This is a genomic window from Synechococcus sp. MU1611 (assembly GCF_020514255.1).
In the GTDB taxonomy this organism is placed as follows: Bacteria; Cyanobacteriota; Cyanobacteriia; order PCC-6307; family Cyanobiaceae; genus Parasynechococcus.
On the sequence record NZ_VTLC01000001.1, the window covers coordinates 315,201 to 337,641 of the forward strand.

The window sequence follows — 22,441 nt, forward strand, 5'->3', positions numbered from 1 at the left end:
ACTGGCTCAGATGCTGACAGACCGGCTCATTGGCCGGCTGCAGATGCACCTCGGAATTCCGTTTCGACAAAGCCCAGTTCCAGAAGGCTTTGGTAGGCCTGCTGACCCTGGGGCTTGGCGGGTGTCATCAGCTTGACCACCTCGACCAGTACTGGAACAGCCACTTCCGGCTGGTTCTGGCGACGGAACAGGGCTGCAAGCCTCAGGTTGGTTTCGGCAAGCAGCTCCAGGGCTTCACGGCCCTTGTTGTCCATCTCACGGGGAATGCGCGCGTCCAGCCCGCGGAAGGCACCACTTAGATCGCGGTAGAAGGCCAGCAGTTGCTTGGACGCTTGACGGGCCTTGTCGTAATCAGCCCGTGCCGCTGCAAGGTCTCCCCGGCTGGCGGCAGCGTCGCCGCTGGCGAGCATGGATCGAACAGCTGCAGGGTTGAATCCACCCTGGGTTTGAGCAAGAACGCGGTTTCCTGCTGACGTTTGTGCGATGCCAGGAGCCGCAGTGACACCCAGGGTCGCCACCAGTGCAGCAGCTGTCAGCAATGCGCGACAACCCATGAGAACAGCAAGAAAAGTTTGGCGGACTTTAGAAGCCTTTTAGTGGTCGGCCAACGGCAGTACGGGCCGCTTGTTCAGCCGTATGCATCGCATCAGCCAATTGGATGTTGAACTGGCGTGTTGCCTCACGCTCGCCTTTTGGTGGCACCGTCAGGGCGGAACCGAAACAAATGGCAGCCCGGCTGAAGGGCCGTGGTGGGGCCTGGCTGTACCCGAGCCCGACGGGAACGACAGGAACGGAAACGCCTCGGCTCTGGGCGAGCTGAGCCAGACGCACCAGACCCGGCCACAGCTGAATGGCCTGGTCGGTTCGATGGATCCTGCCTTCGGGGAACATCACCAGCTGCTCTCCGGCGGCCAAAAGATCGATGGCGAGGCGCAAGGTGGTCATCGAGGGTCGTCCCTGGTCCACCGGAAAGCAGCCCAGCCGTTGGAGAAACCATCCCTGCAGCCCACGCATTTCAGTGGTTGTCACCATGAAGCGACAGTCGCGGCCACTGACCCGTCGGCCTGCGGCCATCGGCAGCATGAGTGCATCCCAGCGGGCGCGGTGCGTTGGCGCCAAGATCACCGGTCCTTGATGGGGCAGATGCTCTGGATGCAGCACCAGCCGCTCACGAAACTGAAGACGCAGAGCGAGGTCCTGGGTGGTGAACATCGCCAGGGGGGCCCAGAAACGGTCGATTCCGACACTTAGGGCGCTTTCTCGGGTCGCCAGGGCCGCTTGCAACGGGCTCTACAAATTCGACGTTTGAGAACTTAAGGCCCCCAGGCAAAGCTGCATAGGATCCGGCCAACGACTGCCTCGTCATGGCCAGCCTCGGCGTCAATATCGACCACATCGCCAACATTCGAGAAGCGAGGCGAACCGTGGAGCCAGACCCAGTGTCGATGGCTCTTCTCGCCGAACTCGGCGGTGCTGATGGGATCACCGTGCACTTGAGGGAAGATCGCCGCCATATCCAGGATCGGGATGTGGAGTTGCTTAGACAAACCGTGCGCTCCAGGCTCAACCTGGAAATGGCAGCCACCGAGGAGATGGTGGCCATTGCGCTGAGGATCAAGCCCGACATGGTCACGCTGGTGCCGGAACGGCGTGAGGAGGTCACGACCGAGGGAGGCCTGGATGTGGCAGGACAAAAAGACACCCTGCGTGGTTTTGTGCAAACCCTTCAGGCCGCCAACATTCCGGTCAGCCTGTTTGTGGATCCGGAGTCCAACCAGCTTGATGCCTGCAAAAGCACGGGTGCTTGCTGGGTGGAATTGCACACGGGACGGTATGCCGATGCCGACTGGACCACCCAGCCGCAGGAGTTGGCGCGGTTGCAGGAAGGCACAGCCATCGCTCGGCAGTTCGGTCTACGGGTCAACGCCGGCCATGGCCTGACTTATCAGAACGTTGAGCCAATTGCAGCCATTCCCGGCATGGAGGAACTCAACATCGGTCACACCATCGTGGCGCGGTCAGTGGCCGTCGGACTGCAACAGGCTGTGCGGGATATGAAGGTTTTGGTTCAGAATCCCCGCCTTGATCCCCTTTTCGGACAGGCGCCCGGATGACCACCTATCACTTCATTGCAGCCAGCGAGCGCTTCCTCACGGTGGAGGAGCCGCTGGAGGAAGTGCTTCGGGAGCGTCAGCGCAACTACGCCGAGACGGGAAAGGAGATCGATTTCTGGTTGGTGAAGCAACCGGTGTTTCTTGAGGCGCCAGAGATGGCTGACGTCAAGGCGAAGGTCCCTCAACCAGCTGCTGCAGTGGTGTCCACCGACCCCACCTTCATCACCTTCCTCAAACTGCGTCTCGAATACGTCGTGGTGGGCTCCTTCGAGGCACCGTCCGAGGTGATTCCCGATGCTCTTGCCAATGCCGTCTGATGAATCCCAGTTCCCTTCCTGTTCAGCAGCGCATCGCACTTCTGGTCAAAGCCCTCGATGGTGCTGAGAAAACCAATAAGGCGTTGGCCACCTGTGCCGATGGAGACGCAATGGTGGACATCCTTTTGGGTGCTTCGGCCAAGCTGGGGTTAAGGCTGACCCGTCGCGATCTCACCGAGACGCCCCCGATTCGTGACTGGATTTGGTTCAAAAACAATGACCCTCTGGTCACCGTCGGTGATACCAAGCCCCGTTATCGACGAGCAACCCCAGAAAAAGCCAAGCCAGACTCGGCAGAACAGCCGGAACGCAAGCGTTTTCTCGGTTTGTTCTGATCTGCTTTTTGGTTGATTGCTGGGGTCAGTGGGGTAGACAGAATTGGGAGATCTCCATGGCCTTGTCTTGAACCAGAGCAGACGCAAGCACTGGGTGATTGGAGATGTGCACGGCTGCTACCAGCCTTTGCTCAATCTGCTTGCGATTCTGCCGCCGAACGACCATCTGGTGTTCTGCGGGGATGTGATCAACCGTGGTGAGGCCATCCCTGCAACGATGGATCTGGTTTGGGATCTGATCCAGACGGGCCGTGCAACGTGGTTGCGCGGTAACCACGAGCAAGATCTCATCCATGCTTTGGAGAACCACGTTGTTGCTTCATCGCAGGAAGGCTTGAGCCAACACGCCACCGTCGGCCAGTTGGGCGAGAGCAGCGCGAGACAGTGGCTCCCGCGACTGCAACAGCTCCCCCTCGTGTATCGAGGTGACGGCTGGTGCGCCACCCACGCCGGATTCAATGCTGATGGCCAGCCGGATCTCTCCATTCGCGACCCGTTCTGGGAGACCTATGACGGTCGTTTTGGCCTCGTTGTTGTGGGACACACGCCCCGTCCCCAGGTGGAGCGCCTGGAGCGCATCGTGCTGATCGATACAGGGGCGGTCTACGGCGGTTGTCTGTCGGCGTTCTGCCCGGAAACGGATGCTGTTGTGCAGGTTCAGGGGGCTGCAACGGACACATCCTTTCCCAGGCCTTCGGATCTCCAGCAAAGACCGTCTGTGCTGTCTGCAAATACAGGCTCTTGCTGACGGTTTACCGAAGCAACAGGGCTGAATTTTTGGCTCGCTTGCTGTCTCGGCAGTTGATTGAGCAGCAGCTTGGGCCTTTGGAGACGGTTGAGGTGATGGTCAACACCTGGCCCACCAGCCGATGGCTGGGGGAGCAGCTGGCCATGGCCAATGGCATCAGCTCTCTGGTGCGTTTCCCGTTTCCGGGCAGTCGCTTGCGGCAGCTGGTGCGCCAGGTGCTTCATCTCCCGGCTCAGGAAGATGATCCTTGGCGGGCGGGCCAGCTGGTCTGGGCTGTACTTGAGCTGCTTCCCGAACTGTTGGAGCAACCGGTCGCCCAGCCTCTTCAGGTGTGGTTAGCCCAGCGAGAGGGAACCACCTCGGGGTTAACGCGGGATCGCTGGCAGCTGGCACGATCAATCGCCGATGCCATGGACGATTACGCCCTCTATCGCCCAGATCAACTGGAGCGATGGAAACGGCCGCGGCCAGAAGATGACTGGCAAGCCGTTCTCTGGAGACTGCTGGCCCAACGGCTGCCCCGCGCCCCCTTTGGCCTGCAGGTGCGTGAGGCTGTTGATTCGCTGCGGCGAGGAGACGTCGACCCTGCCGTGCTGCCGGAGCGGTTGAGGCTGTTCGGCATCAGCGCTCTGGCGCCCGTGCAGGTTGACCTCATTCAGGCCTTGTCTGGGCTTCTGGAGGTGGAGATCTACCTGCTGACGCCTTGCCCGGACCTCTGGCAGCGTTGCGGCAGTCGGCGGGCCTCACTTGGGGAGGACTGGCTTTCCCCTCCCGATGGTGGCTGGTTGGCTGAAGCGCCTCGTTTGGAGGCTGTTCTCGGGCGGATGGGTGCTGAATTTCAGCAGTTGTTGGAAGGCTCCGGTGAAGCGCAGCTGGGGGAGCGACGCGAGGGTGACCTGTTTGCGGGGTCCCTGCAGATCGCCGCTGCTGAAGAGCGTCAGCCCACCCTGCTCGATCAGCTTCAGCAGCAGCTGGTGGATGCCGAAAGCATCTCCGAGTTGACCCGTTCCACCGACGACCAGTCGCTGCTGTTTCAGGCAGCGCCGGGTCCTTGGCGGGAGGTGCAATTGGTGCGTGATCGCATTCTTCAGTGGCTGGCTGCCGATCCCGATCTTGCGCCGCGGGACGTGCTGGTGATGACGCCGCAGATTGAGCGCTATGCACCGCTGCTTAGCTCTGTGTTCAACGACTCGGCTGCCATCGGTATCGATTTGCCCTGGCGCCTCACCGACCGCAGTCAGCAGAGCAGTCCTGGGTTGTCGATGGCGATGTTCACGCTGTTGGAGCTGGCGGCCACGCGCCTCACCGCCACGGGTCTGGAGCGTCTCCTGGCCAACCCGGCCCTTCAGGGCCAGCAGGGACTCACGGCGGAGGACGCGGTGCTGATGACCCAAACGCTTCAACGCAGCGGTTTTCGCTGGGGGCTCGATTCCCGTGAGCGGGGGAGTGATGAGGTGCACAGCCTGCGCTGGTGTCTGGACCGCTGGCTGCTCGGGCTGGTGCTGCCGGTCGAGCCGGGCCTGGCGCCGGCGGGGGCGGCACCGTTTCAGCAGGGGCTTGACCCCGACCGCCTGGTGCGTTGGTGGAGTCTTCTGGATCGTCTGGCGCGCATGCTGGATCGCTTGCGCCAGCCCCGGCCATGTCATGGCTGGGTGCAGATGCTGCAGTCCCTGCTGGAGGAGTTGTTCGCTGATGGTGGAGCCTGGGCCGACGAGTTACAGAGCTGGGCTGCGGCGCTGGAGGAGTGGCGGCTGCGGGCGGAAGACTGCCCCTTGGACCTCGACGCTGCCGTGGCGCTGGAGGTGCTGCAGGAGGCGTTGTCGGTGGACAGCGGCCGCTTCGGTCACCGCAGTGGTGCTCTCACCATCAGCGCCCTGGAGCCGATGCGAGCGATTCCCCACAAGGTGATTGTGTTGATGGGGCTCGACAGCGCTGAATTCCCTCGCCCGAGCCGGCGTCCTGGCTTCCATCTGCTGGAGCAGCAACGGAGTCTGGGGGACCCCCGTAGCAGCGACCAAGACCGCTACGTGTTGCTGGAGGCCTTGATGTCCGCTCGGCGTCATCTTTTGATCAGCTGGTGCGGTCGGCTGGAGCGCACGGGTGAACCCCAGCCGCCAGCAGCGCCCGTGGAACAGTGGCTTGCCGTCCTGCAGGAGCAGTTGCATCGGGCCAGCGCTTCTACAGAGGGGTTGGTGATCACTCCGGCGACCAACCCCCTTTCCCCTGAAAACTTCAGACCCGAGGCGCCGCTGAGTTGTGATCGACGCCAGCTGGAGGCCAGGCGTTGTCTCGATCGCGCCCCAGCATCGGCCCAGGACTCCCTGGGGCTGGCCTGGTCATCGCTTTGGCGGGAACCGCTGGCTCGAGACGGTGACGTTCCGACCTCGGTCTCGGCGTTGGACCCTGAAGCGTTACTGACCTGGATGCAGCAGCCCCAGAAGGCCTGGTTACAGGCGCGGGGGTTGCGTCCAGGTGAAGGCATTGAGGCTGTGGAAGACCTTGAAGCCCTCGAGCTGGACGGTTTGCAGCGCTATCTGCTGCTCAACCACGAGCTTGAGGAGCAATTCATTCTTGGATCGGCTCCGGATTGGACGGAGTTGCTGGCGGGCCAGGGCGTGCTTCCTGCGGGTGCTGGCGCTGCTCTGGAGCAGGAGGATCTGCAGCAGCGTTGGCAGGCCCTGCAGCGTCAGCTGGCATCGCTCGGCCCCTGCCGGCGGGAGGTACCTGTCCTCGCGGGCTTGCCAAGGCCCCTGCTTTTTGCCGGGGACACCCAGGTGGTGGTGCAGCCCGGCATGCTTACGGCCGCGGCCGTGATGCGCGGTTGGTTGCAGCATCTGCTGCTTTGTGCTGAGGGTCTGGCACCTGCTGGTGGTTCAGCGGTGGTGGCCCGCAGCACACGGGTTGCCGGAGCTGAGGTGCATCTGCGTTGGGCTGCGTTGCCGGAGGCTGAAGCCATGGATCGGCTGCACCAGCTTCAGGATTTGGCGCAACAGGGCCTGGTGCGGTGCTGGCCGGTTCCCCCGAAGAGCGGCTGGCAGATGGTGGCCAAAGAGCAGCGCAAGCCAGGTTCGGGGGAACTGGGATTTCGAGCCACCTGGCAGGAGGAAGGAACCACCCCTGTGATGCAGCTCTGCTTTGGTACGGAGATCTCCGCGGAGCAGCTGATGGAGCAGGACGGATTCCAAGAGGCTTGTCAGCTGCTCTATGGCCCCCTCCTGGCGCAACTTCGCTAAGCGAAAAGCTCGTCCAACATCTCGCCCATGCGTTCATTCGATATCACCACGGGATCTCCTGCCTGACGTCGAAAGAAGTAAGCCCGATGTTCCTGGCCGATGCTTTCGACAGCGGCGGCCTTGCTCACGAGCAGCTGAGCCAATTTCTGACGACGTTCAGGAGACACAACAACGCAGGTGCTTTTCACCAACCTGTTCGCTGCTGGCACCGCATCGACACAAGCCCCTGTTCTCTCAAGGGTTGAGTCGTATCGCTTCATAAGCCCACAAAAAAGCGAGGGTTCTTCAGGCCCTCGCTCAGGTCGTCTTCTGTTCTGGGATGTGACAGCACCCAGTCCAGTTCGCAGCTTTCGCCGGCTGCTTCATAGAAGTTAACACTGCTCTTGAGGTCTGTGCCGATCAGACTTCATCCATGGCTCAGCGCTTCGATGCCAACTCTTACCCCCTCAGTCCCGGGGTCCGCTTGCTCGAGGCAAGTGCTGGGACAGGCAAAACCTTTGCCCTGGCCCATCTCTGTCTCCGTCTGATTACGGAGGCCGATCACGCTCTCGACAGTCTGTTGGTGGTGACGTTCACCGATGCGGCGGCTGAAGAGCTGCGTTCCCGCATCGGCCAGCGCCTGCAGCAGGCGTTGCAGGGTCTGGAGCAACTGGAGCAGGGTCGAGATGCTTCCGCCCCAGATCCTGTTCTTGAGGATTGGCTGGCAGGAACGGACTCAGGGGATGCGCGTCAGCTTTGGATTCGCCGCTTGCTGGTGGCTCTGGAGCAGCTGGACCGGGCTGATATCACCACTATTCATGGCTTTTGCCGACGCAGTCTTCGCCGTTTGGCCCTCAGCAACGGTGCTGCGATGGAGCCCCAGCTCGACCCCGATGCCACCGCGCTTCAGGCCGAAGTGGTGCAGGACCTCTGGCAACAGGAGCTGTTGAGCCTGCCGCCGGACCAGCTCAAGGGTTTACGTCAGCGTGGACTCTCCCCGCAGGCTCTCCGCAGGGGGTTGGCGCAACTCGATGGTGAACAGCAGCCGCGCTTCAGAGCCAGCGAAGCGGCAATCGATGTGGACGGCTCCCTCGCACCGCAGCTGGACCACTGGGTGGCGCAACTCTGGGAGGACTTTCTCCCGCTCTGGCACCGGGACCATGCCGCCCTTGATGCCGGGTTCCGCCAGGCCGCGGAACAATGGAAAGCCCAGGGATGTGGTTCCACCACCCCCTACTCCGCCAAGCCCAAGAGCGATCGCTGTGCGCAGATCAATCAGTGGCTCAGTGTCCAGACGGCTGTTCCCTCGCTGCTGGAGATTGCATCCCATGAGAAGCCACTGAAGGAGTACTTCCACCCCTCCAGTTGGTGCCGTATCGCGCGGAAGTGCGGTGAAACCGACCCCAGCCTTGTGATGACGGGATTGCAGGCCGCCATCGCAGCGCTCTGGGATGCACCGTTGGAGCGCGCCTGGCAGTACTTGCTGGAGCGAGGCTTGCAGGAGCTGGACCGCCGCCGTCGCCGTCGCGGTGTGATCACCTTTGCCGGATTGTTGGCGGCGATGGATCCCGGTGATGGCGACGTCGCTTGGCTTGCGTCGCTGCAACAGCGCTATCGGGCCGTGATGGTGGATGAGTTTCAGGACACCGACCCTGTGCAGTGGCGCCTCTTGCAGCGGGCCTTCGGCGATGGTGAACGCCATCTGCTGTTGATGGTCGGGGATCCCAAGCAAGCGATCTACCGCTTTCGCGGCGGTGATCTAGCGACCTATATGGCAGCCCGGCAGCAGGTGGAGCGGATCGATCACCTGCTCGACAACTTTCGCACGACGGCACCGTTGATGGAGGCGTTGAACCGGTTGATGGCTCCTGGTCTCTCCCGCTCTGGGCTCCCAGTGCCCGCGGTGCAGCCCCGCAGCTCTGCAATGCCACCACAGGACGCCGCGGCGTTGCAACTGCAGTTGATCTCCACCGAGTTGCCATCCACCCGCAGTGCCTTGGAGGAGGAGATGCCCCAGCGCCTCGCTGCAATGGTGCTGGAGCAACTGCAGCAACAGGACAACCTCAACCCCGCTGACCTGTGTGTGTTGGTGAGCCGCCATCAGCAGGCTGAAGCGCTGCGGCGCGCCTTAGGTGCCTTTGGTCTCCCTACGCGGCTGGTGACGCAGGGGGATGTGCTCGAGAGTGAAGCCGCCCTGCTTTTGCAGTGGTTCCTCGATGCGCTGGCAGAACCGGGCGATGACGTTCGCCTGCGCTTGCTGGCCTGCTCGGGATTGATGGGCATACCGCCAAATGGCCTGGACCAGGACCGGTTGGATCAGCTGGCTCTGCAATTGCGTGGACTGGCTGAATTGATGCCCCGGCTGGGCCTGCTCGGAGCGCTGGCCGACCTGCTGAAGGGGGAACAGTTGGCGGGTTTGTCGGAACGGGGGCGGATGTTGGGGGATCTTCAGCAGGCAGCTCGGCTGGTGCAGGAAGCGATGCACCGCCAGGGACTGGACGTGGCCACTGCTGCGGATTGGTTGCGGCGGGAGCGGTTACACCCCAGTCGGCCCGTGCCGGAAGCGCGCCAGCCCCACAGCGATCAGGCCGACAGCGCCATCGCCGTGGTCACTGTTCACCGCAGCAAGGGTCTCGAATATCCGGTGGTGATTTGCCCGTATCTCTGGGAGTCACCCCCAGCTGTTGCTGGCCCGCTTTGGCGTGATCTGAGTTCTGGTGAGTGCCTGGTTCGTGTGGATGTCCACTGGGGTGAGGGCTGGCAAGCGGCGCAACAGGCGCAGCAGGAGGCCATGGCCGAGGCCGAGCGGCTGGCCTATGTCGCGGTGACCCGAGCCAAATCCCAGCTCATCCTGATCTGGGCTCGAGCCTTTGGTCAGGAGGGCTCGCCCATGCCTGCCTGGCTCTTTGATGCTGAGGCGGCTGGAGACGCGATCGAAAGCCTGACCGATCAACGGCTGAGTGATGCCCTGGGCGAGCGAGAGGTTTCTGTCCGCATCTCTCCCCTGGCGGAGAGCCTGCCCAGTGGGGCGCGTTGGCGGCCTCCGCTGCGGGAGGAGATGTTGGCCTTGGGTCCGATTCCCAAGCGCATCGATCGGAGTTGGGGACGGGCCAGTTACTCAGCCTGGATTGCCTCATCCGACGAGATTCGGCTCCATGAGCATGGGCGCGATCGTGACCCAGGGGCCGAGGACGTTGTCTCGGCAGTTGCGGAACCAGAGTGGTCTGAGACAGGGCCTTTGGCGGCCTTCCCCCGTGGAGCCGCGGCGGGGGATTGCCTGCATCGGATTCTCGAACAGTTCCCCTTCACCGCAGCAGAGGCGCCGGAGCCAAGCGAACGACTGGAGCTGATCGCCGCCGAGTTACGGCGGGCTGGCCTCGATCCAGGCCTGCAGAACGATGTGTTGACGGGCTTGGATCAGGTGCTTCAGACGCCCCTGGGCGGACCGTTGGGGTCGTTGTCGCTGGATCAGCTGGGCCCGGACCAGCGCCTGCCCGAACTCAGCTTTGATCTGCCGGTTCAGCACGTGCGTACAGCCGATCTGGTCGCTGCCTTTGCCTTCGATGCCCAAGCCCGTTTTGGTGCGTCCTACAGCCCTGCTTTGGCGTCGTTGTCGATCAACAGTCGTGGCTTTCTCACCGGGTCGATCGATCTGGTGTTCCAGGACCCCCAGCACAAGCGCTGGTGGGTCCTCGACTGGAAGAGCAACTGGATCGGTGAGCGGCGCACCGGTGTTGAACCCGGGCTGTGCGGTCCGCATCACTACTCCCAGGACGCGATGGAGGATCAGATGCTTCATCACCACTACCCCCTTCAGGCGCACCTCTACCTGGTGGCCCTGCATCGACATCTGCGTTGGCGGCTGCCGGATTACGCCCCCGAGCGGCATCTGGGGGGGTATGTCTACTGCTTCTTGCGGGGGATGCCCGGATCGATGAGTGCCTCTCCAGAGGGTCCTGTCGGCCCTGGCCGCATCGTCGAATCCGTGCCGCTTGATCGCATCGCAGCTCTTGATCGTGCCCTGTCTGAGGTGATGTCGTGACGGAGCTCCTGCCCCTGGGAAACAGTGGTTGGCCTTCCGGCTTTACGGCCGGTCTGCATGCCGCTTTGCGGCGTCGGATTCCGCCGCAAGTCGATGGTCCGGAGTTGGAGGAGCTCAGTCGCGACCTTGTCTTGGCGTTGGAGCAGGGGGAGTTGACGGTGGCTCTCACACCGGAACGTTTGGTCGTTGCTGAAGCCAGTGGATGGCTGCAGGGGGAGACCTCCCCCCTGCTTCGTCAGGGCGACCGGCTGGGCTGGCGTCGCTGGTTGCAGGCCATGGAGCAGGTGGTGGACGAGCTGGTGGAGCGGGCCCATGCTTCCTTCCGGGAGCCCTTCAACGATGCCGACCCAGGGCTGTCGGCTCGTCTCAATCCTGAACAGTGCGCCGCCGTGCGCGCCCTGGATCTCGCCTCTGTCGTGCTGCTCAGCGGTGGCCCCGGCACGGGCAAAACCAGCACTGTGGTTGAGATCCTGGCCCGGGCGGAAGCACGCGATCCCGGCTTACGCATCGGATTGGCGGCACCCACCGGTAAGGCAGCCCGGCGCCTGGGGGATGCGGTGCTGTCCGAGCGGGCTCCGTTGCCCTGCAGCACCCTTCACCGCTGGCTCGAGGCTGGCAGCCGTGGATTCGGCAGACACCGTCATCGCCCTTTGGAGTTGGACCTCCTGGTGATCGATGAAATGTCGATGTTGGATCTGGCCCTGACCCAGGCCTTGCTGGAGGCGTTGCCCAGCGCTTGTCGGCTGCTGTTGGTGGGGGATCCAGCCCAGCTGCCTCCGGTAGGAAGTGGAGCGGTCTGGCATCGGCTTCAGCAGCCCGAGGTGCGCGACCGTTTCGGCGCCGGTGCGGTGCATTTGGAGCGCACCTATCGCAACCGAGGTGCCCTGGCCGAGATGGCGCAGCAGCTGCGCCAAGGGGAACTGACGGCATTCGCAGCGGATCTGCCTGCTTTGCCCGAACAGGCCAATCTTCAGGTGCATCCCAGCCCCTTGCGTCGTTTTCCGGCGTTAGTGCGTGAGCGCTGGATGCAGCGCCTCAAACAATTGGAGGTGTTGGCGCGTGACCTTGACCGCTGTAGCGACCAGGAGCTGATGGCAGCCTCCCGGTCGTTGTTTGAGGCCCTTGAGCAGGACCTGCTGCTGTGTCCACGCCGTCGGGGGCCCTGGAGCCTTGAGGATGTTCACCGCACGCTGCTGGGGGCGAGTGCCCTGCTCAAGGTCGAGCGATGGCCGGTCGGGTTGCCGGTGATCTGCGGCAGCAACCAACCGGAACTCGGTTTAGCCAATGGCGACCTCGGTGTTGCCATCGGGGCCGGTTCCGAACGACGTTTGCTGTTTCAGGTGATGGACCCTGATGGCCAGCTGGAGGTGCGCCGCTTCCATCCAGCCCGTTTGCGCCGCTTGGAGCCTGCTGTCGCCCTCACCATCCATCGGGCCCAGGGCAGTGAGGCGGATCGGGTGATCGTGCTCTGGCCTGATCCCCTGGAGGATGGACCGGCTGCTGATCATCAACGCCGATTGCTGTACACAGCCATTACCCGTGCCCGTGTCAGCCTTGACCTGGTGACAGTGATCTGACTCGGGTGAACTGATGCGTGTTGAGCGTCCCTGGGGCTGGTACGAAACGTTGGTCCAGGGGGAGAACTATTTGGTTAAACGCTTGCTTGTACGGGCCGGGCAGCAGTTGTCTCTGCAGCGGCATCATCACCGCAGCGAAAGTTGGACCGTGGTGTCTGGTTCAGGTGCTCTGCTCTGCGGTGATCACTCGCAACCGGCCAGCACTGGCGTCATGCTCTCCATCCCTTGCGGCGCCGTGCATCGCGCCCGTGCAGACGACACTGATTTGCTGATTCTCGAGGTTCAGCATGGTGAGGATCTGCGGGAAGACGACATCGAACGCCTGCAGGATGATTACGGCCGGGTGATAAATTGAACTTCAACCTTTGAAGCGTAGGCAACACAACCAGAGCGCAACTGTTTCGGTTGCAGGGAGGTTGTGAGCCTGATTTCAGAGATCAATCAGGCGAAGCCACCTTCTATGACTGAACAGCAGCAGCAGCGCGACGATTCCGCCTGCGCAGTCGATCTTTCTGCATCGGCTCTTCCGGAATCTGAACCGAATGCTGAGGTGTTCACCACCACCATCACGCCGTCTGAACCGGAGTCCGGTTTTGCTGGTTTTGGCTTTAGCGAAGCCATGATGCGCACCTTGGCTGATAAGGGATACAGCGAGCCGTCCCCAATTCAGAAGGCGGCATTCCCCGAGCTGATGCTTGGCCGTGATCTGGTGGGTCAGGCCCAGACCGGCACCGGCAAAACAGCAGCGTTTGCGTTGCCGTTGCTTGAGCGTCTGGAGAGCGGCCAGAAAACCCCCCAGGCCCTGGTGCTTGCCCCCACCCGGGAGCTGGCGATGCAGGTGGCCGATTCCTTCAAGGCCTATTCCGCCGGCCATCCCCACCTGAAGGTGCTTGCGGTCTACGGCGGCACGGATTTCCGCTCTCAGATCAGTGCCCTCAGGCGCGGGGTTGATGTGGTGGTGGGCACCCCTGGACGGGTGATGGATCACATGCGGCAGGGCACGCTCGATACCAGTGGGCTGCGAAGCCTTGTGCTTGATGAAGCGGACGAAATGCTCCGCATGGGCTTCATCGACGATGTGGAGTGGATCCTTGGCCAGTTGCCTGAGCAGCGGCAGGTGGTGCTGTTCTCGGCGACGATGCCGCCGGAGATCCGTCGCCTGTCCAAGCGTTACCTCAAGGACCCTGCTGAGGTCACGATCCGCACCAAGGATCAGGAAGGCAAGCGAATCCGCCAGCGTTCGATCACGGTGCCGATGCCGCACAAGCTCGAGGCCCTGCAACGGGTTCTGGATGCCTGTGGTGGTGAGGGTGTAATCATCTTCGCCAGAACCAAAGCGATCACCCTGACGGTGGCCGAAACCCTCGAAGCAGGCGGCCATCAGGTGGCGGTTCTCAACGGCGACGTTCCGCAGAACCAGCGGGAACGCACGGTGGAGCGGCTTCGCAGTGGATCGGTCGACATCCTTGTGGCCACCGACGTTGCGGCCCGCGGTCTCGATGTTGAGCGCATCGGTTTGGTGATCAACTACGACATGCCGTTCGATAGCGAGGCCTATGTGCACCGCATCGGCCGGACGGGCCGGGCCGGTCGGACCGGTGAAGCCGTTCTGTTTGTGACCCCACGGGAACGACGCTTCATTCGCAACCTCGAGCGGGCTACCGGTCAGCCGATCGAAGCGATCGAAGTACCCGGCAACACGGCGATCAACCAGGGACGTCTTGACCGTCTGCGCAAGCGCTTGAGTGATGCGGCTCAGTCGGAACGATCCGATGCCGACGAAGCGGCCCTGCTTCAGGAGTTGATGCAGCGGGTGGCAACTGAGCTGGAATTGAACCCTGAGCAACTGGCCATGGCGGCTCTCAATTTGGCGATCGGTCCTGATCCGCTTCTGCGTAAAGGGGACGATGACTGGATTCAGAACACCCGTCGCAACGACCGTGACCGCGATCGGAATGGGGGAGAACGCCGAGAGCGGCGCGACCGACCGGCGCGGGCTCCCGAGGAGAACATGCAGCGTTACCGGGTTGAGGTGGGCCACCGCGATCGGGTGAAGCCGGGCAACTTGGTAGGGGCTATTGCTGGCGAGACCGGTCTGCAGGGACGGATGATCGGTCGCATTCAGATCTTTGATAACCACAGCCTGGTGGACCTGCCTAAGGGCATGCCCGAGGATGTGTTCAACAATCTGCGTCGCTTGCGGGTGATGAACCGCGAACTGCAGATCACTCAGGCCTCCTGATGCGCAAGCTTCTGGCTGTTGCCCTGGTCTTTGCCCCTGTTTCGGTAGTGGCTTCGGACAACAGCCTGATCACCCAGTTCTGCAGAACGGCCGTCAAGGCCGAGTTGCAGAGCGCTGGGAAGGTTCCTCCTGAAGGCATGGTGCAAGACACCTGCCGCTGTTTCCTGGCGGAGGTGCAGAACGGGGCTGGAATCACGGGGGCCCAGGCCTCCTGCAAGGCCAAGGCGGCTGAGGCCTACGCCTTCTGATCCCAGGGGCTCGATTTGGGTTAGAGATTGCACACCTGAACGGTGACTTCAGGCTGAAGCAGGGCCAGCTTCTCCACGACCTGAATCAGCTCGATTTGCTCAGTTGGTGTGGACTGAGGAATCAGGCTGTTGAGCAGCACAAGCTTGTCACCAGGATCCAGTTCCCCGTCAGTGGTCCAGCACAGGGCTTGGCAGTAAAGGCTGTCGAATGTCATCTTACTTCTCTGTCAGGGTCTTCTGACAATGGTGTGGAACGGCGAATCACGGGCAGGTCTTCGGAATTGCTTCTTTTTTTTGTGTTGTTTCATACGACTGCCCTGTAACGTCATCGGGTTCACGTTTGAGCACTGGCACTTTCCGAGCTTTCGGAACCGGCTCAAGCGATCGATCAAGTCCAACGGTTCCACGGTCCATGACCATCTACATCGGCAATCTTTCGTTCCAGGCGGAGCAAGAGCACCTCGTTGATCTCTTCACTGAGTACGGCGAGGTCAAAAACTGCAGCCTTCCCTTGGATCGGGAGACAGGTCGCAAACGCGGTTTCGCCTTCGTCGAGATGGCCAACGATGCCGATGAACAGAAAGCCATCGACGACCTCCAGGACGTCGAGTGGATGGGCCGCATGATTCGCGTGAGTAAAGCCACCCCCCGGGAGCGTTCCGGCGGCCCCCGTGGCGGCGGCGGCGGCGGTGGTTACCGCGGCTGAGGCTTAAGCCTCGGCGTCCAACAGGTCCAACTCCATTTCACGTTGGCTCAGTTGATGCAGACGATCCGCGCTGCCGTCGACTGGGCCTAGTTGGTTGTCTTGGTGATTCTGGAGCTGCGGCAACACAGCCCGCAGTCCACGGCGTTTTTGCCGTGCCAAGTAACGGTGAAAGCGGTTGAACGACCTTGATCGGCTCATGGCACCTCCTTCGGTTGTTCTTCCGTTGTAGTGCGTCTTCAGAGGGAGAAAACCCTGTTGGAACCAACCCTCAGCAAAGCTTCAGCAAGCCGCTCACCGTTGACGCGGTTGCTGCGTCACCTCGCCCCGCAGCGTCGTTTGGTGCTCGCTGCAGTGAGCTGCTCTCTGCTCAACAAGCTGTTCGATCTGGCGCCACCAGCCTTGATCGGTCTTGCCCTGGATGTGGTGTTGCGTGGTGAGCAATCTGTGTTGGCGGGCTTTGGTCTGAAGACGGCGGGACAGCAACTGTGGATGCTGGCCCTGCTCACCTTTGTGATCTGGGCGGCGGAGTCGCTGTTCGAGTACCTCTACGACGTGCTCTGGCGCAACCTGGCGCAGACCACACAACACAGCCTGCGGCTCGAGGCCTACGACCATCTACAGAAGCTGGAGCTGGCCTTTTTCGAGCAGGACAGCACCGGTCGTCTGATGTCGGTGCTCAATGACGACATCAATCAGCTCGAACGCTTTCTGGATCGAGGTGCCAATCAGATCCTGCAGTTGATCACCACCGTTCTGGTGGTAGGCATTGGCATGGCGATGGTGGCGCCGGAGGTGGCCCTGTTCGCCTATTTGCCGATCCCGGTGATTCTCTGGGGATCACTTCATTTTCAGCGCCAGCTGGCGCCGCGTTATCGGGAAGTGCGGGCAAGGGCTGGTGATCTCGCCTCCCGGCTCGCCAACAACTTGGGGGGGATGCTCACGATCAAGAGCTTCACTGCAGAGACTCTCGAACTGGAGCGCCTGCGCGCTGAAAGCCTGGCCTACCGCCAGAGCAACGCCCGTGCGATCCGACTCTCGGCAGCCTTCATTCCCTTGATCCGCTTCGCGATCCTGTTCGCCTTCTTGGCGATTCTGTTGATCGGTGGCTTCAAGGCCTTGGCCGGTGAACTGCCGGTCGCCACCTACAGCGTTCTGGTGTTCATTACCCAGAGGCTTTTGTGGCCGTTGACCGCCATTGGCCGAACCCTGGATGAATACCAGCGCTCGATGGCATCCACGCAGCGGGTGCTTGATCTGATCGATACGCCGGTGATGATTCAGGGAGGGATGGTCCCTGTGGATCCGCAGCGGCTGCGGGGTGAGATTCGCTTTGAAGCGGTTGATTTCGCCTATTCAGGGCGTTCAGCGCTGTTGCAGGGCTTTGATCTAACAGTTCCAGCAGGCTCGACCCTGGGCATCGTTGGGGCCACAGGTTCCGGCAAGAGCACGGTGGTGAAACTCTTGTTGCGTCTGTATGAGCGCGATGGCGGACGCATCTGCCTGGATGGTGTCCCCATCGACACCCTGCAGCTTCAGGACCTGCGCCGTTGCATCGCCCTGGTTAGTCAAGACGTCTACCTCTTCCATGGCACCGTTGCCGAGAACATCGCCTATGGGGTGGCGGATCCCGACCCGGTGGCGATTGAGCAGGCCGCTCGCTTAGCGGAAGCCTCCGGATTCATCGATGCCTTGCCCCAGGGGTATGACACCTTGGTTGGCGAACGGGGCCAGCGTCTATCCGGCGGGCAGCGCCAGCGCATTGCTCTGGCCCGCGCCATTCTCAAGGACGCTCCAGTGCTGGTGCTCGACGAAGCCACCGCAGCGGTGGACAACGACACCGAAGCTGCCATCCAGCGATCGTTGGCTCAGATCACTCAGCACCGCACAACCCTGGTGATTGCCCATCGGTTGAGCACAGTCCGCCATGCCGACTGGATTGTGGTGATGGATCAAGGCCGGATTGTGGAACAGGGCTGCCACGACAATCTGGTTGCCGAAGGCGGGATCTACACCAATCTCTGGCAGGTGCAGGCCGGAGAAGGGGTTATTTCTTCCTGAAGCAAGCGTTGTTGGCGGCCGGCGCGGTGACCATGCTGGGTCCGCAAGCCGGCGGTGCAGCCATGGCCATGCAGGCCTCGATCAGCCATGTCATGCATCACCCCCTCGGGGTGTTTTCGCTGTTGGTGGCCATCAGTGCGGCGGTGCCGCCGTTGATCCGGCGGCTCGGTCTGCCTGATCTGGTGGGATTGCTGGCGGCCGGCGTGGTCGTGGGGCCCCACGCTTTGAACTGGGTCGACAGCACCAGCGAAACGGTTCGGCTGCTTTCAGATCTCGGGGCGGTGTATTTGCTGTTCACGATGGGTCTGGAAATTGACCTGGAGGAGTTCAACCGGGTCAAACGCCGATCTTTCATTTATGGCCTGCTGATCCTGTTGATCGGTGTGGGAACGGGCGTGTCGATCGGTCTCTTCGCTGGTTTTGCTTCGGTGTCGTGCCTGTTGCTCGGTGCCTTGATGGCCACCCACACCCCGCTTGGCTATCCGATCGTGCGCAGCTACGGCGCCCAGAAGGATGAGTCGGTGGTGGTTAGTGTGGGCAGCACAATCTTCACCGACATCGTGGCCCTGCTGCTGTTGGCGGTGGGTCTTGGTCTGGGTCAGGGAAGCCTCAGCGGCATGGGCCTCAGCCTGTTGCTGCTCAAAATCGGCATCTTTGCCTTGGTTGTGGTGCTGGGCATCCGCTGGCTGGGCCGCCGCCTGGTGCTGCGCGGCATCAGCGATGAAAACAGGATGGTGCTCGCCGTTTTGGTGGCCTTGTTCCTGGCTTCCCTGGGCGCTGAGCTGGCTGGCGTTGAGAAGATTGTCGGCGCCTTCTTGGCCGGCCTGGCGGTGAATTCCGTCTTGCCCGAAGGCCGGGTCAAGGAACAGGTGATCTTCGTGGGTGGGGTGCTGTTCATCCCGATCTTCTTCATTGATCTGGGATTGCTGTTGGATCTGGGCAGCCTGGGGCAGAGCCTGAGCAATTTTCAGTTCACCGCGTTGATGCTGGTGGGTGCGATCGGCGGCAAGGGGCTGGCGTCGTGGCTCAGCGGACGGCTGTTCGGCTATCGCCGCGCCCAGATTTTGATGATGTGGTCGTTGACGATGCCCAAGGTGGCGGCGACTCTGGCCACCGCATTCATCGGCTATCAGGCGGGTCTGCTCAATCAGACCGTGCTGAACAGCGTGCTGGCGGTGATGGTGGTGACGGCCACCCTGGGGCCGATCCTGACCGAGCAGTCGGTGACCCGGCTCAAGGATCCCAGTCCGGATGCGGTGCCGGTCAGCTTCGGGGAGGAGGCGGCAGTTCTTGATGGCGTCAACGAGGTTGTTCAGCGCCCCTTGCGGATCGTGGTGCCCGTGGCCAACCCGAGCACCGAGAAGGGGCTGTTGAGCATGGCGGCTCGCTTGGTGCAGGGCTCTTCGGGGGCTGAAGGTCTGCTGCTTCCTCTGGCAATGGTGAATCCCAGCCTCGAGGAGATGCGCGGCGGCTTGAACCGGGCGGTTGCAGCGGCTCGCGGCCGGCTCAGCACGGCTGAGGCCATCGGCGCTCAGTTGGCCGTCCCCACCCGCAGTCTGCTGCGGTTGGATGAGGATATTGCTGGTGGCATGAGCCGCACGGCGCTTGAACAGGCCGCAGACCTGTTGTTGATCGGTGCTGCTCGTACGGATCAGCTGCGGGCTTGGCTGATGGGCGACATTGTTGATGGGGTCTGCCGCACAGCGCACTGTCCGGTGGTGGTGGTGAACTTTGGCCGCGACTCCGACAGCGGTCTGGGCCGGATCCTTGTTCCGATCAAAGACCTCTCCGCCAGTGCTCGCGAGCAATTCGAACTGGCGCTGCGGGTGATCAATTCAGCCCCGGAGGAACAGCGCCTCCGGATCACCCTGCTGCATGTGCACGACCCTCGCTTCAGCGGGCAGGACCGTCAGTGGATGGAGCAGCAGCTGATTCGCTGGCGACCACCGGGGATTCCGTCGGAGCGGTTCCACATCGTGATCGTGCGGGGACCCGGTATCGATGGGGCCATTCATCGACTCAGCCGCGAGCACGATCTGGTGATCCTGCGCACCCAGCGGCGACGGGTGGCGGGTCTGCCGATTCCTGGCAGTGATCGCACCAGCAAATTGATCCGCCAGCTTCCCTGCGCTTCGATGGTGATCAGCGACCCTCTGGTTTAAGCGGGAGGGCGTCCGACCCTCTACCGGAGACAGGATCTTCACGCCAAGATGCTGGATAGCTGGTATTCCATGGCACAAGACCCTCCTGCCAAGCCATCTTCTGAGGCCACCAGGTGGCCGGTTGTTTGTGCTGTGGTGGTGGGTCTCAGCGGCGGCCTCATGCTTTCGGTGCCGCTGAGCCGATTGATCAACACAGAACCGTCCAGCACGGCAGACCAACCTTTGGCGGCAGCTCAGCCCGCGCCGCTGGCCAATCCATTCGCCGGCTGGACTGGCTTCGGTGCCAGGGAAGTGGTGGTGCTGGGGCGTGACCGCACTGGTAACAACACCGATGTGATCTTCACGGTGCGGGTGAAGGGCACCACCACGACGATTACTCAGATTCCCCGCGACAGCTACATCGATGCTGAGGGCTTTGGGGGCATAAAGCTCAATGCGCTGATGGCATACGGCGGTGTGGAGGCGGTGGAGCGGGAGTTGTCTCGACTGATGAATCGCCCGATCCGCCATCACATCGTGGTGCGCCTGGATGCGATCGAAACCCTGGCCAACCTGGTGGGAGGGATCGAGGTGGATGTTCCCAAGCGGCTGTATTACGTCGATCGCAGTCAGAACTTGGTGATCGATCTGCAGCCAGGCCCTCAGCTATTGAAGGGCAAGGATCTTGAGGGTTTTCTGCGTTGGCGCAATGACGGCCGCGGCGATTTCGGCCGGCTGGAACGGCAGCAGTTGGCCCTCAAAGGCCTATTCGAACAAATGAAACAACCGCAGAATTTGATTCGCCTGCCGGCCTTGATTGCTGCTGCGGGTCAGGCGTTGGAGACGGATCTGGGGCCGATGGAATTGGGTGGCTTAATCACAGCGATGGGCACCACCGATCTCAATGCCTCCAGCTTGAATGCGGTGCCTTTCAACTCCGATGGCATCAGCTACCTGGATACGGAGTGGCCGGCCAAGTCGAGCAGTGGTGCAGATGCCAGTGAGGCCAGCAGTCAGCGCTTCAGATTTTTGTTCTGATCAGATCAGCAGAGTCAGTGAGCGCACCACCCGGCCGCAGATTTCACCAACCTTGCTCCAACGGTCTTCGTTGACGCTTGTTGCCAAGGTGTAAAGCCGGCCGCGGTCGACCACCACGGTCGCTAGCTCATGACGGTCGCGGTCTTCCAGGTGCACCGCGTATTCCAGGTCGTAGAACGTGTGGCCATTCACCTCGCGCTCCTGCGCTTCCACCAGCTCAGCGGTGCGGCCGCTGCCAGCCGTGGCGATCACTTCTCGGCGCAAGCGTTCACCTACCGCGACGGCGCTGCCGAGTTCATTGAGTTCGTTGTCTTCGCTCACCTTGTTGATCATCAGGCTCACGGTCTCATCGCTGTGGATCAGGTCGTGAAACACCACCCGCGGCCCATTGCTCACCTGAACCTCGGTCCAACCGGTGGGATATAGGAAGGCGAAACGGCCATCCGGGCTCTGGTACGACTGCAGCCCTGCCGTCGGTCCCGCTGCGCAGGCACCCAGCACAAGAGCCAGGACGCCGCAAAGAATCACGCGACTCAGAGATCGGAAGAGCTGCATTAACAGGGTGATCAATCCATTGGTCATTCTGCCGCTTTGGCCTGATCGCTGTGAGCTGCCCAAAATCGCGACCTTTGCCAGCCTTGGGTGGCTTGTTGAGGTGGACGTCATGGCATCGGATCAGGATCAAGCCTTCATGCGACAGGCGATCAAGGTGATGCGTGATGCCGGCGTTGTGAACAAAACCGGCGGCCCCTTTGGAGCAGTGATCGTCAAGGACGGTGCGGTCATCGCAGCCGCAGGCAACAGCGTGATTCAGGACAACGACCCCAGTGCCCAGGCAGCCGGTCCAATTGCGTTCGGCTGCCAGCAGCCGCTTCAGTTTCCGCAGGGCCAACGCTTGCGAATCGCTCTGCAGGGTGTGCTCCACCTGAAACGCAAACCCCGGTGCTTCTTCGCTGTGCTGAAGGGGGGTGTCAGTCATTGAGCTTCATACGCCTCGGAAGTCTGTTCCGGCAGATGATCTCCGCAACTCCTACATTCCTCGCATTGGCGGCAGACCACTGAGCGGCTTCACCAAACCGTTGGCCCGACTGATTGATCAGTTCGAGCGTCTGCCCGGCATCGGCCCGCGCACGGCTCAGCGGCTTGCGTTGCATCTTCTGAATCAGCCCGAGGAGCAGATCCACCAGTTCGCGGATGCCCTCTTAGCGGCCCGCACCCAGGTGGGCCAGTGCCAGACCTGCTTTCACCTCTCCGCGGAGCCGGAGTGTGAGATCTGCCGTAACCCGGAGCGCCGCAATGGGGTGATCTGCGTGGTGGCCGATTCCCGGGATCTTCTGGCGTTGGAGCGCACCCGCGAATTTCAAGGGCGCTATCACGTGCTCGGTGGATTGATCTCGCCGATGGATGGCATTGGTCCGGAGCTTCTCCATGTGACTTCATTGGTGCAGCGGATCAGCAAGGAGGAGATCACCGAGGTGATCCTGGCCCTTACCCCAAGTGTTGAGGGGGATACCACCAGCTTGTATCTGGCACGGTTGTTGAAGCCTTTCTGTCCGGTGAGCCGGATCGCATACGGCCTGCCGATGGGGAGTGAACTCGAATACGCCGATGAGGTCACCCTCAGCCGAGCCTTGGAGGGGCGCCGGCCGGTTGATTGATTGAT

The 22,441-nt window shown here is 62.0% G+C and carries 22 protein-coding genes; 16 read left to right on the top strand and 6 right to left on the bottom strand.

Going from position 1 to position 22,441, the window contains the following annotated elements; all coding sequences use genetic code 11:
- Window positions 1–26 precede the first annotated feature (26 nt).
- Entirely contained in the window at window positions 27–554 is a 528-nt protein-coding gene (locus FZZ92_RS01850; RefSeq protein ID WP_115025128.1) for a hypothetical protein, read from the bottom strand.
- Between the two features lie 28 nt (window positions 555–582).
- Window positions 583–1,284, bottom strand: a complete 702-nt coding sequence (locus FZZ92_RS01855; RefSeq protein WP_226422440.1) for a lysophospholipid acyltransferase family protein — start codon at window positions 1,282–1,284, stop codon at window positions 583–585.
- Between the two features lie 80 nt (window positions 1,285–1,364).
- Between FZZ92_RS01855 and FZZ92_RS01860 the strand changes: the two genes are divergently transcribed.
- From FZZ92_RS01860 to FZZ92_RS01880, 5 genes are all read left to right on the top strand, one after another.
- A complete protein-coding gene (locus tag FZZ92_RS01860) occupies window positions 1,365–2,114 on the top strand; it encodes a pyridoxine 5'-phosphate synthase (RefSeq protein WP_226398099.1) in 750 nt (249 codons plus the stop codon).
- Window positions 2,111–2,431, top strand: coding sequence for an MgPME-cyclase complex family protein (locus tag FZZ92_RS01865; protein ID WP_115025126.1), 321 nt, complete (start codon window positions 2,111–2,113; stop codon window positions 2,429–2,431). Before FZZ92_RS01860 ends, FZZ92_RS01865 begins: the two co-directional genes overlap by 4 nt.
- A complete protein-coding gene (locus FZZ92_RS01870) occupies window positions 2,431–2,766 on the top strand; it encodes a hypothetical protein (protein WP_226398098.1) in 336 nt (111 codons plus the stop codon). The genes FZZ92_RS01865 and FZZ92_RS01870 overlap by 1 nt, the downstream gene beginning before the upstream one ends.
- A 67-nt stretch (window positions 2,767–2,833) precedes the next feature.
- Complete coding sequence (locus tag FZZ92_RS01875) at window positions 2,834–3,514, top strand: metallophosphoesterase (RefSeq protein WP_226422441.1); 681 nt, start codon at window positions 2,834–2,836, stop codon at window positions 3,512–3,514.
- Window positions 3,508–6,747 (top strand): exodeoxyribonuclease V subunit gamma, encoded by a 3,240-nt coding sequence (locus FZZ92_RS01880; RefSeq protein ID WP_226422442.1) that lies wholly within the window; start codon window positions 3,508–3,510, stop codon window positions 6,745–6,747. Before FZZ92_RS01875 ends, FZZ92_RS01880 begins: the two co-directional genes overlap by 7 nt.
- Here the strand turns inward: FZZ92_RS01880 and FZZ92_RS01885 are convergent.
- On the bottom strand, window positions 6,744–6,890 hold the full coding sequence (locus tag FZZ92_RS01885; RefSeq protein ID WP_226422443.1) for a hypothetical protein: 147 nt from the start codon (window positions 6,888–6,890) through the stop codon (window positions 6,744–6,746). The two genes, FZZ92_RS01880 and FZZ92_RS01885, sit on opposite strands and share 4 nt — an antisense overlap.
- 269 nt (window positions 6,891–7,159) lie before the next feature.
- Between FZZ92_RS01885 and FZZ92_RS01890 the strand changes: the two genes are divergently transcribed.
- The 5 genes from FZZ92_RS01890 (at window position 7,160) to FZZ92_RS01910 (ending at window position 14,835) form a co-directional block, all read left to right on the top strand.
- Complete coding sequence (locus FZZ92_RS01890; protein WP_226422444.1) at window positions 7,160–10,768, top strand: UvrD-helicase domain-containing protein; 3,609 nt, start codon at window positions 7,160–7,162, stop codon at window positions 10,766–10,768.
- A complete protein-coding gene (locus FZZ92_RS01895; protein ID WP_226422445.1) occupies window positions 10,765–12,345 on the top strand; it encodes an AAA family ATPase in 1,581 nt (526 codons plus the stop codon). Before FZZ92_RS01890 ends, FZZ92_RS01895 begins: the two co-directional genes overlap by 4 nt.
- A gap of 13 nt (window positions 12,346–12,358) precedes the next feature.
- Window positions 12,359–12,700 (top strand): phosphomannose isomerase type II C-terminal cupin domain, encoded by a 342-nt coding sequence (locus FZZ92_RS01900; RefSeq protein WP_115093026.1) that lies wholly within the window; start codon window positions 12,359–12,361, stop codon window positions 12,698–12,700.
- A 105-nt stretch (window positions 12,701–12,805) separates the two neighbouring features.
- The gene (locus tag FZZ92_RS01905; RefSeq protein WP_226422446.1) at window positions 12,806–14,587 is read left to right on the top strand and encodes a DEAD/DEAH box helicase; all 1,782 of its coding nucleotides are present in this window, start codon (window positions 12,806–12,808) and stop codon (window positions 14,585–14,587) included.
- A complete protein-coding gene (locus FZZ92_RS01910) occupies window positions 14,587–14,835 on the top strand; it encodes a hypothetical protein (protein ID WP_226422447.1) in 249 nt (82 codons plus the stop codon). Before FZZ92_RS01905 ends, FZZ92_RS01910 begins: the two co-directional genes overlap by 1 nt.
- 20 nt (window positions 14,836–14,855) lie before the next feature.
- Here the strand turns inward: FZZ92_RS01910 and FZZ92_RS01915 are convergent, their stop codons facing one another.
- Window positions 14,856–15,050, bottom strand: coding sequence for a hypothetical protein (locus FZZ92_RS01915; RefSeq protein WP_226398089.1), 195 nt, complete (start codon window positions 15,048–15,050; stop codon window positions 14,856–14,858).
- Window positions 15,051–15,247: 197 nt separating this feature from the next.
- Between FZZ92_RS01915 and FZZ92_RS01920 the strand changes: the two genes are divergently transcribed.
- The gene (locus tag FZZ92_RS01920; protein ID WP_166017116.1) at window positions 15,248–15,541 is read left to right on the top strand and encodes an RNA-binding protein; all 294 of its coding nucleotides are present in this window, start codon (window positions 15,248–15,250) and stop codon (window positions 15,539–15,541) included.
- 3 nt (window positions 15,542–15,544) lie between these two features.
- Here the strand turns inward: FZZ92_RS01920 and FZZ92_RS01925 are convergent, their stop codons facing one another.
- Window positions 15,545–15,739: a hypothetical protein gene (locus FZZ92_RS01925; RefSeq protein ID WP_226422448.1), complete on the bottom strand. Its 195-nt coding sequence runs from the start codon at window positions 15,737–15,739 to the stop codon at window positions 15,545–15,547.
- Between the two features lie 54 nt (window positions 15,740–15,793).
- Between FZZ92_RS01925 and FZZ92_RS01930 the strand changes: the two genes are divergently transcribed.
- The 3 genes from FZZ92_RS01930 (at window position 15,794) to FZZ92_RS01940 (ending at window position 20,778) form a co-directional block, all read left to right on the top strand.
- Entirely contained in the window at window positions 15,794–17,599 is a 1,806-nt protein-coding gene (locus FZZ92_RS01930; protein ID WP_226422674.1) for an ABC transporter ATP-binding protein, read from the top strand.
- 62 nt (window positions 17,600–17,661) lie between these two features.
- Window positions 17,662–19,761, top strand: a complete 2,100-nt coding sequence (locus tag FZZ92_RS01935) for a cation:proton antiporter (RefSeq protein WP_226422675.1) — start codon at window positions 17,662–17,664, stop codon at window positions 19,759–19,761.
- Window positions 19,762–19,830: 69 nt separating this feature from the next.
- Window positions 19,831–20,778 (top strand): LCP family protein, encoded by a 948-nt coding sequence (locus FZZ92_RS01940; protein ID WP_226422449.1) that lies wholly within the window; start codon window positions 19,831–19,833, stop codon window positions 20,776–20,778.
- Here FZZ92_RS01940 and psbP read toward each other — a convergent pair whose 3' ends face one another.
- Window positions 20,779–21,360: a photosystem II reaction center PsbP gene (gene psbP, locus FZZ92_RS01945; protein ID WP_226422676.1), complete on the bottom strand. Its 582-nt coding sequence runs from the start codon at window positions 21,358–21,360 to the stop codon at window positions 20,779–20,781.
- An 82-nt stretch (window positions 21,361–21,442) separates the two neighbouring features.
- Between psbP and FZZ92_RS01950 the strand changes: the two genes are divergently transcribed.
- Both FZZ92_RS01950 and recR read left to right on the top strand, forming a co-directional pair.
- Entirely contained in the window at window positions 21,443–21,760 is a 318-nt protein-coding gene (locus tag FZZ92_RS01950) for a hypothetical protein (protein WP_226422450.1), read from the top strand.
- Between the two features lie 97 nt (window positions 21,761–21,857).
- Window positions 21,858–22,436 carry a recombination mediator RecR gene (gene recR / locus FZZ92_RS01955; RefSeq protein WP_226398153.1) on the top strand — a complete coding sequence of 193 codons (579 nt, stop codon included), beginning with the start codon at window positions 21,858–21,860 and terminating at the stop codon, window positions 22,434–22,436.
- Window positions 22,437–22,441 lie beyond the last annotated feature (5 nt).

What these genes read in the sequence shown, in the direction of transcription:
- FZZ92_RS01860 (WP_226398099.1), top strand. Translation starts at nt 1,365, where the DNA reads ATGGCCAGCCTCGGCGTCAATATCGACCACATCGCCAACATTCGAGAA.
- FZZ92_RS01900 (WP_115093026.1), top strand. Translation starts at nt 12,359, where the DNA reads ATGCGTGTTGAGCGTCCCTGGGGCTGGTACGAAACGTTGGTCCAGGGG.
- FZZ92_RS01940 (WP_226422449.1), top strand. Translation starts at nt 19,831, where the DNA reads ATGGCACAAGACCCTCCTGCCAAGCCATCTTCTGAGGCCACCAGGTGG.
- FZZ92_RS01925 (WP_226422448.1), bottom strand. Translation starts at nt 15,739, where the DNA reads ATGAGCCGATCAAGGTCGTTCAACCGCTTTCACCGTTACTTGGCACGG.
- FZZ92_RS01890 (WP_226422444.1), top strand. Translation starts at nt 7,160, where the DNA reads ATGGCTCAGCGCTTCGATGCCAACTCTTACCCCCTCAGTCCCGGGGTC.
- FZZ92_RS01950 (WP_226422450.1), top strand. Translation starts at nt 21,443, where the DNA reads ATGGCATCGGATCAGGATCAAGCCTTCATGCGACAGGCGATCAAGGTG.
- FZZ92_RS01905 (WP_226422446.1), top strand. Translation starts at nt 12,806, where the DNA reads ATGACTGAACAGCAGCAGCAGCGCGACGATTCCGCCTGCGCAGTCGAT.
- FZZ92_RS01915 (WP_226398089.1), bottom strand. Translation starts at nt 15,050, where the DNA reads ATGACATTCGACAGCCTTTACTGCCAAGCCCTGTGCTGGACCACTGAC.
- FZZ92_RS01870 (WP_226398098.1), top strand. Translation starts at nt 2,431, where the DNA reads ATGAATCCCAGTTCCCTTCCTGTTCAGCAGCGCATCGCACTTCTGGTC.
- FZZ92_RS01910 (WP_226422447.1), top strand. Translation starts at nt 14,587, where the DNA reads ATGCGCAAGCTTCTGGCTGTTGCCCTGGTCTTTGCCCCTGTTTCGGTA.
- psbP (WP_226422676.1), bottom strand. Translation starts at nt 21,360, where the DNA reads ATGACCAATGGATTGATCACCCTGTTAATGCAGCTCTTCCGATCTCTG.
- FZZ92_RS01920 (WP_166017116.1), top strand. Translation starts at nt 15,248, where the DNA reads ATGACCATCTACATCGGCAATCTTTCGTTCCAGGCGGAGCAAGAGCAC.
- FZZ92_RS01865 (WP_115025126.1), top strand. Translation starts at nt 2,111, where the DNA reads ATGACCACCTATCACTTCATTGCAGCCAGCGAGCGCTTCCTCACGGTG.
- FZZ92_RS01935 (WP_226422675.1), top strand. Translation starts at nt 17,662, where the DNA reads ATGGCCATGCAGGCCTCGATCAGCCATGTCATGCATCACCCCCTCGGG.
- FZZ92_RS01850 (WP_115025128.1), bottom strand. Translation starts at nt 554, where the DNA reads ATGGGTTGTCGCGCATTGCTGACAGCTGCTGCACTGGTGGCGACCCTG.